General features: G+C 70.9%; 12 protein-coding genes. 5 read left to right on the forward strand and 7 right to left on the reverse strand.

Annotation, left to right across the window (positions count from 1 at the left end; all coding sequences use genetic code 11):
• The first annotated feature begins 1 nt into the window (after position 1).
• The 4 genes from glpK to ABZX11_RS38295 all read left to right on the forward strand — a co-directional run bounded on the left by glpK (position 2) and on the right by ABZX11_RS38295 (position 5,591).
• Positions 2-1,951: a glycerol kinase GlpK gene (gene glpK, locus ABZX11_RS38280; RefSeq protein WP_354922804.1), complete on the forward strand. Its 1,950-nt coding sequence runs from the start codon at positions 2-4 to the stop codon at positions 1,949-1,951.
• Positions 1,952-2,014: 63 nt separating this feature from the next.
• Positions 2,015-3,028, forward strand: coding sequence for an amidohydrolase family protein (locus ABZX11_RS38285; RefSeq protein WP_354922807.1), 1,014 nt, complete (start codon positions 2,015-2,017; stop codon positions 3,026-3,028).
• A 130-nt stretch (positions 3,029-3,158) separates the two neighbouring features.
• Positions 3,159-4,298 (forward strand): MFS transporter, encoded by a 1,140-nt coding sequence (locus ABZX11_RS38290; RefSeq protein ID WP_354922810.1) that lies wholly within the window; start codon positions 3,159-3,161, stop codon positions 4,296-4,298.
• Positions 4,299-4,376: 78 nt separating this feature from the next.
• On the forward strand, positions 4,377-5,591 hold the full coding sequence (locus ABZX11_RS38295; RefSeq protein WP_354922813.1) for a cytochrome P450: 1,215 nt from the start codon (positions 4,377-4,379) through the stop codon (positions 5,589-5,591).
• 9 nt (positions 5,592-5,600) lie between these two features.
• Here ABZX11_RS38295 and ABZX11_RS38300 read toward each other — a convergent pair whose 3' ends face one another.
• Positions 5,601-6,434 carry a substrate-binding domain-containing protein gene (locus tag ABZX11_RS38300; protein ID WP_354922816.1) on the reverse strand — a complete coding sequence of 278 codons (834 nt, stop codon included), beginning with the start codon at positions 6,432-6,434 and terminating at the stop codon, positions 5,601-5,603.
• Positions 6,435-6,674: 240 nt separating this feature from the next.
• Between ABZX11_RS38300 and ABZX11_RS38305 the strand changes: the two genes are divergently transcribed.
• Positions 6,675-8,120, forward strand: a complete 1,446-nt coding sequence (locus ABZX11_RS38305) for a DUF1996 domain-containing protein (RefSeq protein ID WP_354922819.1) — start codon at positions 6,675-6,677, stop codon at positions 8,118-8,120.
• 98 nt (positions 8,121-8,218) lie between these two features.
• On the opposite strand, the gene mmsB is transcribed toward ABZX11_RS38305, so the two are convergent.
• The 6 genes from mmsB to araB are packed head-to-tail and all read right to left on the reverse strand — an operon-like array spanning position 8,219 to position 15,904.
• Positions 8,219-9,439 (reverse strand): multiple monosaccharide ABC transporter permease, encoded by a 1,221-nt coding sequence (gene mmsB / locus ABZX11_RS38310; RefSeq protein ID WP_176169864.1) that lies wholly within the window; start codon positions 9,437-9,439, stop codon positions 8,219-8,221.
• Positions 9,436-10,956 carry a multiple monosaccharide ABC transporter ATP-binding protein gene (mmsA, locus tag ABZX11_RS38315; protein WP_176169865.1) on the reverse strand — a complete coding sequence of 507 codons (1,521 nt, stop codon included), beginning with the start codon at positions 10,954-10,956 and terminating at the stop codon, positions 9,436-9,438. The genes mmsB and mmsA overlap by 4 nt, the downstream gene beginning before the upstream one ends.
• Positions 10,953-12,056 carry a multiple monosaccharide ABC transporter substrate-binding protein gene (gene chvE / locus ABZX11_RS38320; RefSeq protein WP_176169866.1) on the reverse strand — a complete coding sequence of 368 codons (1,104 nt, stop codon included), beginning with the start codon at positions 12,054-12,056 and terminating at the stop codon, positions 10,953-10,955. The genes mmsA and chvE overlap by 4 nt, the downstream gene beginning before the upstream one ends.
• A 17-nt stretch (positions 12,057-12,073) precedes the next feature.
• Positions 12,074-13,582: an L-arabinose isomerase gene (gene araA / locus ABZX11_RS38325; RefSeq protein ID WP_176169867.1), complete on the reverse strand. Its 1,509-nt coding sequence runs from the start codon at positions 13,580-13,582 to the stop codon at positions 12,074-12,076.
• Positions 13,583-13,598: 16 nt separating this feature from the next.
• Positions 13,599-14,276: an L-ribulose-5-phosphate 4-epimerase gene (locus ABZX11_RS38330; protein ID WP_354922824.1), complete on the reverse strand. Its 678-nt coding sequence runs from the start codon at positions 14,274-14,276 to the stop codon at positions 13,599-13,601.
• Positions 14,276-15,904 carry a ribulokinase gene (araB, locus tag ABZX11_RS38335; protein WP_354922827.1) on the reverse strand — a complete coding sequence of 543 codons (1,629 nt, stop codon included), beginning with the start codon at positions 15,902-15,904 and terminating at the stop codon, positions 14,276-14,278. Before araB ends, ABZX11_RS38330 begins: the two co-directional genes overlap by 1 nt.
• Positions 15,905-15,950: the final 46 nt, after the last annotated feature.

Genomic DNA, 15,950 nt, shown 5'->3' on the forward strand with positions numbered 1-15,950 from the left:
CATGGTCCAGCGGTACGTGATGTCCATCGACCAGGGCACCACCTCCACCCGGTGCATCCTGTTCGACGCGCGCGGCCGGCTCGTTTCGGTCGTCCAGCGCGAGCACCAGCAGCACTTCCCGCGGCCGGGCTGGGTCGAGCACGACGCGACCGAGATCTGGCGGAACCTGTCCCGGATCGTCCCGCAGGCGCTGGCCGACGCCGGCGCGACCGCGGACCAGGTGGTCGGGCTCGGGATCGCCAACCAGCGGGAGACCACCGTCCTGTGGGACCGGCGCACCGGCAACCCGGTCGGGCGGGCGATCGTCTGGCAGGACACCCGCACCGACGCCATGCTCGAGCAGCTCGCCCGCGAACCCGGCGCCGGCCGGGTGCGGCAGCTGTGCGGCCTGCCGCTGGCCACCTACTTCTCCGCGCCGCGCATCCGCTGGCTGCTCGAACGCACGCCCGGGCTGCGCGAACGCGCCGAACGCGGCGACGTCCTGTTCGGCACCATCGAGAGCTGGCTGATCTGGAACCTCACCGGCGGCGCCGAGGGCGGGGTGCACGTCACCGACGTCACCAACGCCTCGCGCACCATGCTGATGAACCTGCGCACGCTCAACTGGGACGACGAGCTCCTGGCGTTCTTCGACGTCCCGCGGGCGATGCTGCCGGAGATCCGGTCGTCGACGGAGGTCTACGGGACGACGTCGCGCGTGGTGCCGGGCATCCGGATCGCCGCGGCGCTGGGTGACCAGCAGGCCGCGCTGTTCGGCCAGACCTGCTTCGCGCCCGGAGAGGCGAAGTGCACTTACGGCACCGGCAGCTTCCTGCTGCTCAACACCGGCCCGACGCCGGTGCTCTCCACCCACGGCATGCTCACCACGGTCGGGTTCAAGATCGGCGACGAGCCCGCGGTGTACGCGCTCGAAGGGTCGATCGCCGTCACCGGGTCGCTGGTGCAGTGGTTCCGCGACGGCCTGGAGCTGATCGGCAGCGCCCCCGAGATCGAGACCCTGGCGCGCACCGTCGAGGACAACGGCGGCTGCTACATCGTGCCCGCGTTCTCCGGCCTGTTCGCGCCGCACTGGCACAGCGAGGCCCGCGGGGTGATCGCCGGGCTGACGTCGTACATCACGAAGGGCCACCTGGCGCGGGCGGTGCTGGAGGCGACCGGCTGGCAGACCCGTGAGGTGGTCGACGCGATGAACGCCGACTCCGGGCTCGCGCTGTCGACGTTGAAGGTCGACGGCGGGATGACCGCCGACAACCTGCTGATGCAGTTCATCGCCGACGTCCTCGACGTGCCGGTGGTGCGTCCGATGGTGGCGGAGACGGTGTCGCTCGGCGCGGCCTACGCGGCGGGGCTGTCGGTCGGGTACTGGCCGGACCTGGAGGGCCTGCGCCGCAACTGGCACCGGGCGGGCCAGTGGCTGCCGGCGATGGACCCGGCCCGCCGCAACACCGAGTACGCGCACTGGCGCCAGGCGGTGGAGCTGACGTTCGGCTGGATGCGCCCGGCCCCGGCCGCGGCGGCGCCCGGTTCGGACGTGGTCGAGGTGCTGCTGGGCGACCACCGCCGCTTCGAGCAGCTGCTGCGCGACCTGCGCAACAGCGAAGCCGACCGCCCGGCGCTGGTGGCGGAGCTGTCGGCCCTGCTGGTCGCCCACGCGACGGCGACCGAACGGATCGTCCAGCCGTCGTCGCCGGGCTCCCCCTTCGCCGAGGAGCTGCTGGCGGTGCTGGACGGCGACGACTTCGACAAGGCGTTGCTGCGGCTGGAGAACGTGGTGGACGCCCACGTCCGCGGGGAAGAACGCGGGCTGCTGAACGACCTGCGGCGGGGTATGTCCACTTCGGACCGGACGGGGCTGGGCCGGGCGTTCGTGGCCGAACGCCGCCGTCAGCTGGACCTCGGCTGCGGCGGGACGGACCACGTCCGCGGCCTGGGTGAGCGCCTGAAGCTCTAGCACCGGCAACCGGCCACACTTGAATCTTCAAGCCAGGCGAGCTAACTTGAAGATTCAAGTCCCATGGATCGGAGGCCACCCGCGATGCGGCTGTACGCACTGGAGGAGCACTTCCTCACCGCCGAAGTCGCCGAGGCCTGGCAGCGGCACGATCCGCGGCTGGCCGAGCCGATGATGAAGCGGGCGTTCGCCGGGGACGTGCTGCCGGCGCTGCTCGACGTCGGCGAGGGGCGGATCGCGGCCATGGACGACGCCGGCATCGACACCGCGGTGCTGTCACTGACGACACCCGGCCTGCAGAACCTGCCCGCCGCCGAGGCCGTCGCGCTGCAGGTGGCCGTGAACGACGGGCTCGCGGACGCGGTCCGGCGCCATCCCGGCCGGCTGCAGGGCTTCGCGACACTGGCCACGCCCGCACCGGCCGCCGCGGCCGACGAGCTGCGGCGCGCGGTCACCGAACTCGGGTTCGCCGGGACGCTGGTCAACGCCCACTCCGGCGGCCGAGCCCTGGACGCGGCCGGGTTCTGGGACATCTACGAAGCCGCCGAGGACCTGCGCGCCCCGGTCTACCTGCACCCCCGCGCGCCCGTCCCGGCCGTCGACGAGGCCTACTACCGCGGGTTCGGCGAGCCGGTGGACAGCATGCTGGCCACCGGCGCGTTCGGCTGGCACTACGACGCCGGCCTGACGATCCTCCGGATGATCGTCGCCGGTGTCTTCGACCGGTTCCCCGGGCTGCAGGTCATCCTCGGGCACTGGGGCGAAGTCGTGCTGTTCTACCTCGACCGCGTCGCCGCCATGGACACACTCGTCCCCCTCCGGCGCCCGATCGCGGAGTACTTCCGCACCAACGTCTTCGTCACGCCCGGCGGGATCTCCAGCCACAAGTACCTGCGGTGGACCGTGGAAACGGTGGGGGCGGACCGGATCATGTACGCCTCCGACCACCCGTTCAACCGGGAGCGGGCCGGGTCGGCACGGGCCTTTGTGGACGATGCGCCCCTCGGCGACGCCGACCGGGAGCTCGTCGCGTACCGGAACTGGGAGAAGCTCGTCGCCGGAATCCGGCGGCGCTGAGGGGCAAGGCTCTTCAAAACACTTGCCCGGACGCCGATCCGTCGGCCATGGTGTCCCCAGTCGTCCGGACCCGCCTCGGCCGGGCCGTGTCCCGCCGCCCGGGTTCCCGGCGGCCACGAGGACCTCCCCCATGCCGTCCGGATATCGTCCGGTGCTGCGCCGTCCCGGCGCCGCCGCCTTCTTCTTCACCGCCGCCGCGGGACGCGTCGGCATCGCCATGACCGGCCTCGGCCTGCTCTGGCTGCTCCACGCCCGCACCGGCTCCTACGGCACCGCGGGTCTTGCCACGGCCGGGTTCGCCCTCGCCGAAGCCGGGCTCGGCCCGCAGGTCGCGCGCCTGGTCGACCGGTTCGGCCAGCCTCGTGTCCTGCCGTTCTCCGTGGCCGTCCACGGCGTCGCCGTCGCCGGTGTCCTCACCGCGCCGTCCCCGGCGGCGATCGCCTTCGCCGCGTGCGCCGGCGCGGCCGTCCCCCAGCTCGGTGCCCTCTCCGCGGCCCGCTGGGCACACCTGCTCCGGGAGACCGACGCCCTGCCGGCCGCCTTTTCGCTGGAGTCGCTCGCCAACGCCACCGCGTTCCTCCTCGGACCGGTGCTGGTCACGGCGCTCGGGGCGGCCGGGTTCGCGGCCGTGGCCAGCACCCTCGCCGCGGCCCTCGTCGTCGGCGGCGGTGCGGCCCTGGCCGCCCAGCGCCGGACCGCGCCACCGCCGTCCCGACCGGGACGTTCCCTCTTCCGGCCGCGGTTCGTCCGCCTCGCGCTGCTGAACCTGGCCGTCGGGTTGTACTTCGGGACCGTGGGCGTGTCGGTGAGCGCGTTCGCCACGGAGCACGGCGTGCCCGGCGCGGCCACCCCGATGGTCGCCGCCGCGAGCATCGGCGGGCTGGTTTCCGGCTGGTGCTACGGCCTGCGCCGGCACCGCGTCCCGGTCCGTCTCCAGCTGGTCGCCGCCGCCGCTTACCTGGCGGGCACGGCGTTCCTGCTCCCCCTGGCGCCGTCCGCGCTCTGGCTCGGCGCCGCGGTGGTGGTGACCGAGGCGGCGATCCCGCCGACGCTGGTGCTGCTCAACGTGCTCACCGAGACGGCCGTCGACCCGGCCGTCCGGACGCAGGCGTTCACCTGGAAAAACTCCGCCAGTGCGGCCGGTTCCGCGGTGGCGGCGTTCGCCGCCGGGCACCTCGCCGACGCACTGGGGGCTTCCGCCGCCTTCGCGCTCGCCCCGGCGGCCGGGCTCGCCCTGCTCGTGCTGGCCCTCGCTCTGCCATCGGAGTGATCCCGGGTCCGGGCCCTGCCCCGGCACGGTGCCGGGGAGAAGACTGCGGACACCGCACTGCCACCGGAGGGAGCTCCCGTGTCCGACGCCGCTCTGCTGTCCCTGTCCACCCCCGCCGGGCTCGCCGATCCGTACCCGGTCTACGCGAAACTCCGCGAAGAGTCACCGGTCTTCCGCAGCGAGGTCTACGACGGCTGGGTGCTCAGCCGGTTCGCCGACTGCCAGCAGGTGCTCGCCGACGGCGAGACGTTCCGGGTCCTGGACGCCGAGTGGCGTGACCGGCACCGGCCGGGCTGGCGGGACAACGCCGCGATGGCCATGCTGACCGACCTCCTGCCGTGGAAGAACCCGCCGGAACACACGCGTGAGCGCCGGCTGCTCGTCCGCGACTTCACCGTCCGGCGTGTCCAGGCGCTGGAGCCCGCCGTCCGCCGGTCCACCGACCGGCTGCTGGACCGCTTCGCCGACGCCACGGCGGACGGGGCCGCGGCGGAGTTCGTCGGCACGGTCCTCTACCCGCTCGGGATGGCCGTGATCGGCGACCTGGTCGGCGTGCCCGAAGCCGACCACGACCGGCTCCGCCGCGTCACCGACCTGATCGGCAAGCAGGTCGACCCGGCGATGGCACCCGAGCTGCGCGCCGAGGTCGACGCGGCCGCCGTCGAATACCGGGACTACTTCACGGAACTCATCGCGCGGCGGCGGGCCGATCCCCGCGACGACCTGACGTCCGCGCTGCTGGCCCGGCCCGCCGCCGGCGAGGAGCTGATGTCCGAGGAAGAGGTGCTCAACGCGCTGCTCGTGCTCTTCGGCGGCGGCTACGAGACCACCGCGGGTGCGCTGGGCAACGGCATCCACGCGCTGCTGACGCACCCGGACCAGTACGCCCTGCTCGCCGGCGACCCGGGCCTGGCGGCGGGGGCGGTCGAGGAGGTGCTGCGGTGGGACGGCGCCGCCCAGATGAGCCAGCGCGCGGCCGCCCGGCCGGCAGTGCTCGACGGCCGGGAGATCCCGGCGGACGACATGGTCGTGATCCTCACCGGAGCGGCGAACCGCGACCCCGCGCGCTTCGCGGACCCGGACCGCTTCGACATCACCCGCGACAGCGGCCGCGGGCTGTTCTTCGGACACGGCTTGCACCTTTGTCTCGGGGCGGCTCTCGCCCGACTCGAGATGACGGTGTTGCTCGAACAGCTGGGAAAGCGGTTTCCGGCGCTGCGGCTCGCCGGTGAGGTGACGCGCCGCCCGAACCCGGCACTGCGCGGGATGGCGTCCCTGCCGCTGACCCGGTGAGCCCGTGGCCTACGCGCCCTTGAGGCAGCGGCTGCTCTCCCGCACCACCAGCTCGGCCTCGACCGTCCCCCACGCCGGTACCGCGACACCGTCGAGGCGGGCCGCCATCGTGGCCAGGGTGTGGCGGCCCGCCGCCAGGTAGTCCTGGCGGACCGTCGTCAGCGGTGGGGCGAAGTACGCCGCCTCGGGGACGTCGTCGAAGCCGACCACGTGGGCGTCGCGCGGGACCTGCATGCCCGCCTGCGTGAACGCCGCCAGCAGCCCCAGTGCCATGTGGTCGTTCGCCGAAAACACCGCGCCCACCCCGGGTTCGACCGCCAGGGACTGGCCGGCCCGGAAACCCGACCGGGCGGACCAGTCGCCGCGGACCACCGGCGGCACCTCCGCGCCGTGGCGTTCGAGCGTCTCGCGCCAGCCCCGCTCGCGGGCACGGGCCACCGGCCCTTCCTCCGGGCCGCCGAGGTGCCAGACCGTCGCGTGGCCGAGCTGCAGGAGGTGCTCGGTCGCCTGGCGGGCTCCTGCGTACTGGTCGGTCGAGGCCGCCGGGACGAGCGGGATGGCGGCGACCGGGGCGAGCTCGGCCAGCAGGTGCCCGTCGAGCACCACGATCCCCGCCACACCCTGCAGCTGCAGACCGGCCACCGCGGCGAGCACCGCGGGGCCACTGGCGCTCGAGACGCTGAAGACGCTCAGTGCGTACTCCTGCTCGCGGGCGGCGGCGCGCAGGCCGTGCAGGACGGGCCCCGACGCCGAGGCTCCGGTCGCGATCACCCCGAGCGTGCCCCGACGCCGGAGGGGCCGCGCGCGGAGGGGGCCGTCGGGACCTGCGTCGTCCACGGGCATGCGATGCATGTTAGCGATCACAGAGACAGACGTGAACTTTGTTCACCTTCCATAAATAACGAAAAGGTAACGTGCTGAACCGGTCCCCGACGGCGGCCGTTCCCCCCAATGCCGGAACCAGTGACACCGGGCGGGTTCCCCCGATACCCGCGCCCGATGCTCACTCCCCGGGTTCCGCGCGTCTCCAGACCGGGTGCGCAGGCTTTCTTCGGCGTGCCCGGACAACCGAACGAGGTGAACATGGCCCGGAATACTTCCCGCACCCCCGCCACGGGCAGACATCGCATCACCCGCCGCACGAAGATCGCGACCGGTGGCCTGGCGCTCGCGCTGGCCGTCGGCGGCATCGTCGTCGCGACGACCGCCGGGCGCACCGGCGAGGCGAGCGCCGACGAGGCCGACCCGTCGTTCTTCATCGACATCGCGAAGGTCCCTTCGGGCATCAACGTGAACAAGGCGCTGCAGCAGAAGGGCGCGCGAGGCACGTTCACCGTGGACTGCGGCCGCAACGAGAACCAGCACTTCAACCCGGACAACTTCATCGCCCAGCCCGGGATCAAGAACGGTGCCCAGCACCTGCACGACTACGTCGGCAACCTCTCCACCAACGCCGACTCGAACAACAAGAGCCTGGTCAAGGCGGGCACCACCTGCAAGAACGGCGACAAGTCCGCGTACTTCTGGCCGGTCGTGCGCATCGACACCGGCGACGCCGAGAAGAACCCGCCCGCCACCCAGCCCGACCGGGCGGGCAGCGCCAAGGACAAGGCGAGCGCCCAGGTCGACTGCCCCGACGTCGCGAGCAAGCTGCCCGACGTCCCGGACCAGGCCATGGACGAGGTGAACCGCAACCTCGACCTGCTCGACAAGCAGATCGACGAGGCCAACAAGCGCATCGCGAACGGCGACCTCAAGACGCCGCAGGACATCCAGAACGCCGTCGTCGGCCCGCTCAAGGACAAGCGCGCCGCCACCATCGACCGGATCGCCATCGCGATCGGCCGCCGGGCCGCGAAGCCGACGAACCTCGGCGGGCTCGCGCAGTGCGCGCTCAAGCAGAACGGCAAGGGCGGCCTCGACAACGGCGGCCAGAACAGCAATGGTCAGGCGGCGGAACTGCCCGGCGTCAATGACAAGAACGAGGTCGGCGACAACGACGGCGAAATCCAGCGCGTCCAGTCGGCGACGATCACGTTCACCAGCGGCGGCGCGCAGAAGGTCGTCGCGATGCCGCAGTTCCTCCGGATCCTCTACGGCGACGCCAAGCAGAGCACCAACGGCCCGGCCAACGCCCGGCCCAGCTGGACCTGCACCGGCTTCGAGGACCGGCTGACCGACCACTACCCGATCTGCCCGCAGAACAGCAAGGTCGAGCGCATCCACGCCTTCCCCAACTGCTGGGACGGCAAGAACATCGACAGCACCAACCACCGCACGCACATCGTGTTCGCCGACCAGCAGGGCAAGTGCCCGCAGGGGTTCAAGAACGTGCCGCAGCTGGTGATCAAGCTGGTTTACAACATCCCGCACGACATCCAGGTGAAGGGCCAGTACAAAGTGGACGCCTTCGCCCAGGAGAAGCACAACCCGCGTTCGGACCACGACGACTTCGCCAACGTCATGGGCCAGCGCCTGATGAACCAGGTCGTCAACTGCATCAACACCGGCAAGCGCTGCAACCAGTAGTCCCCGCGGGTGGCCGTGCCGGTTCCCGGCGCGGTCACGCCACGGCGAAGGCCGCCTCGGGGCGTGCACCCCGAGGCGGCCTTCGCGGACGAACCTGGTCAGGAAGCGGCGCGGCGCTTCGTCCAGATGTCGTAGGCCACGGCCGCCAGCAGGACGACGCCCTTGACCAGCATCACCCGCTCGCTCGGGGCGCCGATCAGGGACATCCCGTTGTTGATCACCGCCATGATCAGGCCGCCGGTGATCGCGCCGACCACCTTGCCGACGCCGCCCTGGACCGCCGCGCCGCCGATGAAGGCCGCCGCGATCGCGTCCAGCTCGAAGTTGACACCCGCCGTCGGGCCCGCCTGGTTCAGCCGGCCGGCGAAGATGATGCCCGCCAGCGCCGCCAGGACGCCCATGTTGACGAAGATCCAGAACGTCACCTGCTTGACCTTGACGCCCGAGAGCGTCGCGGCCTGCAGGTTGCCGCCCACGGCGTAGATGTGCCTGCCGAACACCGACTTCCCGGCCACCAGCGAGTAGCCGAGCACCAGCACCGCCAGCAGGATCAGCACCCACGGCAGGTTCTTGAACCGCGCCAGCTGCACGACCAGCGCCAGCACCAGCACCGCGATCCCGGCCAGCTTCAGCACGAACAGCGGGAACGGGTCGACGTCCTGGCCGTAGCCCAGCCTGCCCATCCGCTTGCGCCACTGGGTGAACACGATCCCGGCCACCGCGGCCACGCCGGCCAGCAGCGACACCAGGTCGGCGCCGCCGAGCGGGCCGAGGCCGATGTTGCCGAGGTAGCCGTCGGTGAAGCCGTTGGACAGCGTGCGGATCGCGTCCGGGAACGGGCCGATGCCCTGGTTGCCCAGCACGGTCAGGGTCAGCGCCCGGAACGCCAGCATGCCGGCCAGCGTCACGATGAACGCCGGGATGCCGAAGTAGGCGACCCAGTACCCCTGCCACGCGCCGATCGCCGCGCCGACGACGAGGGTGATCAGCACCGCGAGGAACCACGGCACGTGCGAATTCACCATCAGCACCGCCGACACCGCGCCGGTCATCGCGACCACCGACCCGGCGGACAGGTCGATGTGCCCGGAGATGATCACCAGGATCATCCCGATCGCGAGGATCAGCACGTAGCTGTTCTGCACGATGATGTTGGAGATGTTCTGCGGCTCCAGCAGCGCGCCACCGGTGAGCACCTCGAACAGCACCACGATCAGCGCGAACGCGACGTAGATGCCGCTCTGGCGCGGGTTGATCGAGATCCTCCGCTTGGAGCGCTCAACCGGGGGCGCGTCGGGCCGCGCTTCGGTCGTGGTCATTCCCGTTCCTTAGTCATGTACTGCATCAGCAGTTCCTGGGTGGCTTCCTCGCGCTGGGCTTCGCCGGTGATCCGCCCCGCCGAGAGCGCGTAGATCCGGTCGCAGAGCCCGAGCAGCTCCGGCAGCTCGGAGGAGATGACCAGCACGGCCTTCCCCTGCGCGGCGAGGGAGTTGATGATCGTGTAGATCTCGAACTTCGCGCCCACGTCGATGCCGCGGGTCGGTTCGTCCAGGATCAGCACGTCCGGATCGGTGAAGATCCACTTGGCCAGCACGACCTTCTGCTGGTTGCCGCCGGAGAGCTTCCCGGTCACGCTCTGCACGCTCGGCGCCTTGATCCGCAGATCTCGGCGGTAGGAGTTGGCGGTGTCGTGCTCGGCGTGCTCGTTGACCCAGCCGCGCTTGGCCAGCTTGCCCAGCCCGGCCGCGGACACGTTGCGCTGGATGTCCTCGATCAGGTTGAGCCCGTAGCGCTTCCGGTCCTCGGTGGCGTAGGCGATCCCGTGCCGGACGGCGTCCTGCACCGTCCGGATTTCGATCTCCTCGCCGTGCTTGAAAATCCGGCCGGAGATGTCCTTGCCCCACGACCGGCCGAACACGCTCATCGCGAGCTCGGTGCGGCCGGCGCCCATCAGGCCGGCCAGTCCGACGATCTCCCCGCGCCGCAGCGAAAGCGACGCGCGGTCGACGACGACCCGCCCGGCCTGGGTGGGGCTGTGCACCGTCCAGTCCTCGATCCGCAGCACCTCTTCGCCGATCTCCGGCTCCCGGGGCGGGAACCGGTGCTCGAGGTCGCGCCCGACCATGCCGGTGATGATGCGCTCTTCCGTCAGCCCCGCCGCTTCGAGGGTCTCGATCGTCCGGCCGTCACGCAGGATCGTGACGTTGTCGGCGATCGCGGTCACCTCGCCGAGCTTGTGCGAGATGATCACGCACGTGACGCCTTCGTCCCGCAGCCCGCGCAGCAGCTCGAGCAGGTGGGCCGAGTCGTCGTCGTTGAGCGCCGCGGTGGGCTCGTCGAGGATCAGCAGCTTGACCTCTTTGGACAGTGCCTTGGCGATCTCGACCAGCTGCTGCTTGCCGACACCGAGTTCCTGCACCGCCCGCGTGGGGTTTTCGGCGAGGCCGACGCGCTTGAGCAGCGCGCCGGCCTCGTGGTTGGTGCGGTTCCAGTCGATCCAGCCCCGCTTCTGCTGTTCGTTGCCGAGGAAGATGTTCTCCGCGATCGACAACTGACCGCACAGCGCGAGTTCCTGGTGGATGATCACGATCCCGCGCCGTTCACTGTCGCGCACCGACCCGAACTCGCACCGCTGCCCGTCGAAGGTGATCTCGCCGTCGTAGCTCCCGTGCGGGTAGACGCCCGAGAGCACCTTCATCAGGGTGGACTTCCCGGCGCCGTTCTCCCCGCAGATCGCGTGGATTTCCCCGCGGCGCACGGAAAGGTTGACGTCCGACAGCGCCTTGACCCCGGGGAAGGTCTTGGTGATCCCGCGCATGCCGAGCAGTTCGGTCATTTCAGCTGACCTGCCGTGTAGTAGCCCGAGTCGACGAGTTCCTTCTGGTAGTTCGTCTTGTCCACGGTGACCGGCTGCAGCAGGTAGGACGGGACGACCTTCTTGCCGTTGTCGTAGTCCTTGGTGTTGTTGACCTCGGGCTTGCCGCCCTTGAGCACCGCGTCGGCCATCTTGACGGTGGTGTCGGCGAGCTTGCGGGTGTCCTTGAAGATCGTCGAGTACTGCTCACCGGCGATGATGGACTTGACCGAGGCGACCTCGGCGTCCTGGCCGGTGACGATCGGGTACGGCTGGCCGGCGGTGCCGTAGCCGTTGCTCTTCAGCGCCGAGAGGATGCCGATGGACAGGCCGTCGTACGGCGACAGCACGCCCTGGACCTTCGCGCCACCGGTGTAGGTCTTGGTGAGCAGGTCCTCCATGCGCCGCTGCGCGGTGGCCGGGTCCCAGCGCAGGATGGCCGCGCGGGCGAAGTCGGTCTGGCCGCTCTTGACGACCAGCTTGCCGCTGTCGATCAGGGGCTTGAGGACCGACATCGCGCCGTTGAAGAAGAAGGTCGCGTTGTTGTCGTCCGGCGAACCGGCGAACAGCTCGATGTTGAACGGACCCGCCCCGTCACCGAGGCCCTTGACCAGCGAGTTGGCCTGCTCGACGCCGACCTTGAAGTTGTCGAAGGTGGCGTAGTAGTCGACGTTCGGTGAATTGCGGATCAGCCGGTCGTAGGCGATGACCGGGATCTTCTTGTCGGCCGCCTCCTGCAGCTGGGTGGTGATGGCGGTGCCGTCGATCGAGGCGATGACCAGCAGCTTGGCGCCCTTGGTGATCTGGTTCTCGATCTGGTTCACCTGGGTGGGGATGTCGTTCTCGGCGTACTGCAGGTCGACCTGGTAGCCGAGCTTCTCCAGCGCGGCCTTGATGTTGTCGCCGTCGTGGATCCAGCGCTCCGACGACTTCGTCGGCATGGTGACGCCGACCAGGCCGCCCGCCGCGCTCGCGCTCGACTGCGCCGCCTGGTCCGCGGTCTTCTGGGACGAGCCGCACGCCGACAACGTCAGCGCGAGCCCCGCGGCAGCGAGCGCCGCGATTCCTCTGGTGAACTTCATCGTTCCTTCTTCCTTTCTCAGAAGCCCTGAGCGAGCCGGTGGTACGCCTGGTTCCAGCGGATGCGGTCGGCGAAATCGTGCGGCGTCGTGTCCTTGTCGATGACGAGGAGTTCCACGCCCAGCAGGTTCGCGAAGTCGCGAAGGGTCTCCGTGCTCACGGCCTGGGTGAGCACGGTGTGGTGCGGGCCGCCCGCGGTGATCCAGGACTCCGCGGACGTCGACAGCGACGGCGCCGGCTCCCAGACCGCGCGCGCGACCGGCAGGTTCGGCAGCGGCTCGTCCGGCGTGACGACGTCGATCTCGTTGGCCACCAGCCGGAACCGGTCGCCGAGGTCGACCAGGCCGAGCACGACACCCGGGCCGGGGGCGGCGTCGAACACGAGCCGGACCGGGTCTTCGCGGCCGCCGATGCCCAGCGCGTGGATCTCGCAGGACGGCTTGGCGGCGGCGATGCTCGGGCAGACCTCGAGCATGTGCGCGCCCAGGATCTTCGGCTTGCCGGGTCCGAAGTGGTAGGTGTAGTCCTCCATGAAGGACGTGCCACGGTCACGGCCGACGCTCATCGCCTTGACCGCGGCCAGCAGCGCCGAGGTCTTCCAGTCGCCCTCGCCGCCGAAGCCGTAGCCGTCGGCCATCAGCCGCTGCACCGCGAGACCGGGCAGCTGGCGGAGCCCGCCGAGGTCCTCGAAGTTCGTGGTGAACGCCCCGAACCCGCCGTCGGTGAGGAACTTCCGCAGCCCGGCTTCGATGCGCGCGGCGTACCGCAGCGACTCGTGCCGCGCTCCCCCGGCCGCGAGCTCCGGCACAACGTTGTATTCGTCGGCGTAGCGCCCCACCAGCGAGTCCACAGTGTCCTTTTCGGACACCGCGTCCACGAGCTCGACCAAGTCGTTGACGCCGTAGGTGTTGACCGAGACGCCGAAGCGCAGTTCGGCCTCGACCTTGTCGCCCTCGGTCACGGCGACGTCGCGCATGTTGTCGCCGAAGCGGGCCAGCCGCAGGTTGCGCAGGTGGTCGGCGCCGATCGCGGCCCGCGCCCACGCGTCGATCCGCGCGACCACGGCCGGGTCGGACACGTGCCCGGCCACCGTCTTGCGCGGCACGCCGAGGCGGGTCTGGATGAACCCGAACTCCCGGTCGCCGTGCGCGGCCTGGTTGAGGTTCATGAAGTCCATGTCGATGGTGGCCCACGGCAGCGTCTCGTTGAGCTGCGTGTGCAGGTGCAGCAGCGGCTTGCGCAGCGCGTCGAGCCCGGTGATCCACATCTTCGCGGGCGAGAAGGTGTGCATCCACGCGATCACGCCGACGCAGGCGGCGTCGGCGTTGGCCTCCTGCAGCACGCGGCGGATCGACGCGGCCTCGGTCAGCACCGGCTTGCCGACGATCTCGGCCGGGAGCGCGCCGGAGGCGGTCAGCAGCTGCTGGATGCGCAGCGACTGGCCGGCGACCTGCTCGAGGGTCTCCTCGCCGTAGAGGGCCTGGCTCCCGGTGAGGAACCAGAGCTGGGGTTTCGATGCCGAAGTCATCGTTCTCCTTGGGAAGTCAGTGCTGGCCGTAGACGTTCTGGTACCGGGCGTAGAGCCGGTCGACGTCCTCGGGCGGGAGGGGTTCGGGCGTGCCGAGCTCGAAGGCCTTGTGGACGGTGCGGGCCACGTCCTCGACCATCACCGCGGCCTTGACCGCGTCGCGCGCGGTGCGGCCGACGGTGAACGGTCCGTGGTTGCGCATCAGCACCGCCGGCGAGCGGCTGGAGCGAAGCGTTTCGACGATGCCGCGGCCGATGGAGTCGTCGCCGATCAGGGCGAACGGCCCGACCGGGATCTCGCCGCCGAACTCGTCGGCGATCATCGTCAGCACGCACGGGATCGGCTCGCCGCGGGCCGCCCACGCGGTGGCGTAGGTCGAGTGGGTGTGCACCACCCCGCCGATCTCCGGCATGTGCCGGTAGACGTAGGCGTGCGCGGCGGTGTCCGACGACGGCGCGAGGTCGCCTTCGACGAGCTCGCCGTGCAGGTCGGTGACCACCATGGTGTCCGCGGAGAGGTTGTCGTAGGACACCCCCGAGGGCTTGATGACCAGCAGGTCCCGGCCGGGGACGCGGGCCGAGACGTTGCCCGCGGTCCAGATGACCAGCTCGTTGCGGGTCAGCTCGCCGTGCAGCTTCGCCACCGTGTCCCGCAGTTCGGCGACGGTGTCGAGCACTTCACCGGTCAGGGACATCAGGACCGTCCTTTCGCGACGGCTCGCTTGCGGGCGGCCAGGCGGTGCATGACATCGTTGCCGCCACGGCCGAAGTAGTCGTGGAGCTCGGTGTATTCGGCGTACAGCTCGTCGTAGGCGGTGACGTGCGCGGGCACCGGCCGGTACACCGCCCGCTCGACCGAGCCCATCGCGGCTGCGGCCGCGCGGATGTCCGCGTGCGCCCCGGCGGCGACGGCCGCGTGGATGGCCGACCCGAGCGCGGGCCCCTGCGCCGAGCCGATCACCGACAGCGGGAGGTTGGTGACGTCGGCGTAGATCTGCATCAGCAGCGCGTTCTTCACCAGGCCGCCGGCGATGATCAGCTCGGTGACCGGGACGCCGGCCTCGGTGAACGTCTCGATGATCTTCCGGGTGCCGAAGGCGGTGGCCTCCAGCAGCGCGCGGTAGACGTCCTGGGGCCGGGTCGCGAGGGTCTGCCCGACGACCACGCCGGAGAGCTCGTGGTCGACCAGCACCGACCGGTTGCCGCTGTGCCAGTCCAGGGCGATCAGGCCGTGTTCGCCGATCTCCTGCTGGGCCGCGAGCCGGGTGAGCTCCTCGTGCGAGGCGTCGGCGAAGTGCTCGGCGAACCACCCGAAGATGTCGCCGACGCCGCTCTGGCCCGCCTCGTAGCCCCACAGCCCTGGCACGATGCCGCCTTCGACGACGCCGCACATGCCCGGCACCTCGTGCAGTTCGGCGCCGTTCATCACGTGGCACGTCGAGGTGCCCATGATCGCCACCATCTGCCCCGGTTCGACGGCCTGGGCGGCGGGCGCGCTGACGTGGGCGTCAACGTTGCCAACGGCCACGGCGATGCCTTCGGGCAGCCCGGTCCACCCGGCGGCCTCCGCCGACAGGGACCCGGCCCGGGAGCCCAGCTGGCCCAGCGGGTGCTCCAGCTTGTCGGCCACGAAGTCCTCGAAACCGGGGGCGAGCTCGCGGAGGAAGTCGCGGCTCGGGTACTGGCCGTCCTGCAGGATGCCCTTGTAGCCGGCGGTGCAGGCGTTGCGCACGTAGGTGCCGGTGAGCTGCCAGACGATCCAGTCCGCCGCCTCCACCCAGTGCCGCATCGCGGCGTAGACCTCGGGCGCCTCTTCGAAGACCTCCAGTCCCTTGGCGAACTCCCACTCCGAGGAGATCAGCCCGCCGTAGCGCGGGAGCCACTTTTCGCCGCGGGCGCGGGCCAGCTCGTTGATCCGCACGGCCTGCGGCTGCGCCGAGTGGTGCTTCCACAGCTTCACGTACGCGTGCGGGTTGCCCTCGAACTCGGGCAGCTCGCACAGCGGCGTCCCGTCCGCGGTCGTCGGCACCATCGTGCACGCGGTGAAGTCGGTGGCGATGCCGACGACGTCGCCCGGGTCGACGCCGGCGTCCCGCAGCGCCGCCGGTACGGCGTTGCGGAGCACCCCGACGTAGTCCGCCGGCACCTGCAGCGCCCATTCCGGCGGCAGCGCGCGGCCCGTCGCGGGCAGCGTCTCGTCGAGCACCCCGTGCGGGTACTCGAAGACGCCGGAACCGAGCTCGGCCCCGTCGGCCACGCGCACGACCACCGCGCGGCCGGACAGGGTGCCGAAGTCGACGCCGACGGTGAGTGGTTCTCCCACGGTGTCTTCCCTCCTGGTTGGTGACCGGGACGCGGCGCGGGCGGCG

This window comes from Amycolatopsis sp. NPDC004169, from assembly GCF_040610315.1.
Classification (GTDB): Bacteria; Actinomycetota; Actinomycetes; order Mycobacteriales; family Pseudonocardiaceae; genus Amycolatopsis.

Excerpts from the sequence above, each read along its gene's own strand:
- glpK (WP_354922804.1), top strand. The coding sequence starts at position 2 with ATGGTCCAGCGGTACGTGATGTCCATCGACCAGGGCACCACCTCCACC.
- ABZX11_RS38285 (WP_354922807.1), top strand. The coding sequence starts at position 2,015 with ATGGATCGGAGGCCACCCGCGATGCGGCTGTACGCACTGGAGGAGCAC.
- ABZX11_RS38290 (WP_354922810.1), top strand. The coding sequence starts at position 3,159 with ATGCCGTCCGGATATCGTCCGGTGCTGCGCCGTCCCGGCGCCGCCGCC.
- ABZX11_RS38300 (WP_354922816.1), bottom strand. The coding sequence starts at position 6,434 with ATGCCCGTGGACGACGCAGGTCCCGACGGCCCCCTCCGCGCGCGGCCC.
- ABZX11_RS38305 (WP_354922819.1), top strand. The coding sequence starts at position 6,675 with ATGGCCCGGAATACTTCCCGCACCCCCGCCACGGGCAGACATCGCATC.
- mmsB (WP_176169864.1), bottom strand. The coding sequence starts at position 9,439 with ATGACCACGACCGAAGCGCGGCCCGACGCGCCCCCGGTTGAGCGCTCC.
- mmsA (WP_176169865.1), bottom strand. The coding sequence starts at position 10,956 with ATGACCGAACTGCTCGGCATGCGCGGGATCACCAAGACCTTCCCCGGG.
- chvE (WP_176169866.1), bottom strand. The coding sequence starts at position 12,056 with ATGAAGTTCACCAGAGGAATCGCGGCGCTCGCTGCCGCGGGGCTCGCG.
- araA (WP_176169867.1), bottom strand. The coding sequence starts at position 13,582 with ATGACTTCGGCATCGAAACCCCAGCTCTGGTTCCTCACCGGGAGCCAG.
- ABZX11_RS38330 (WP_354922824.1), bottom strand. The coding sequence starts at position 14,276 with ATGTCCCTGACCGGTGAAGTGCTCGACACCGTCGCCGAACTGCGGGAC.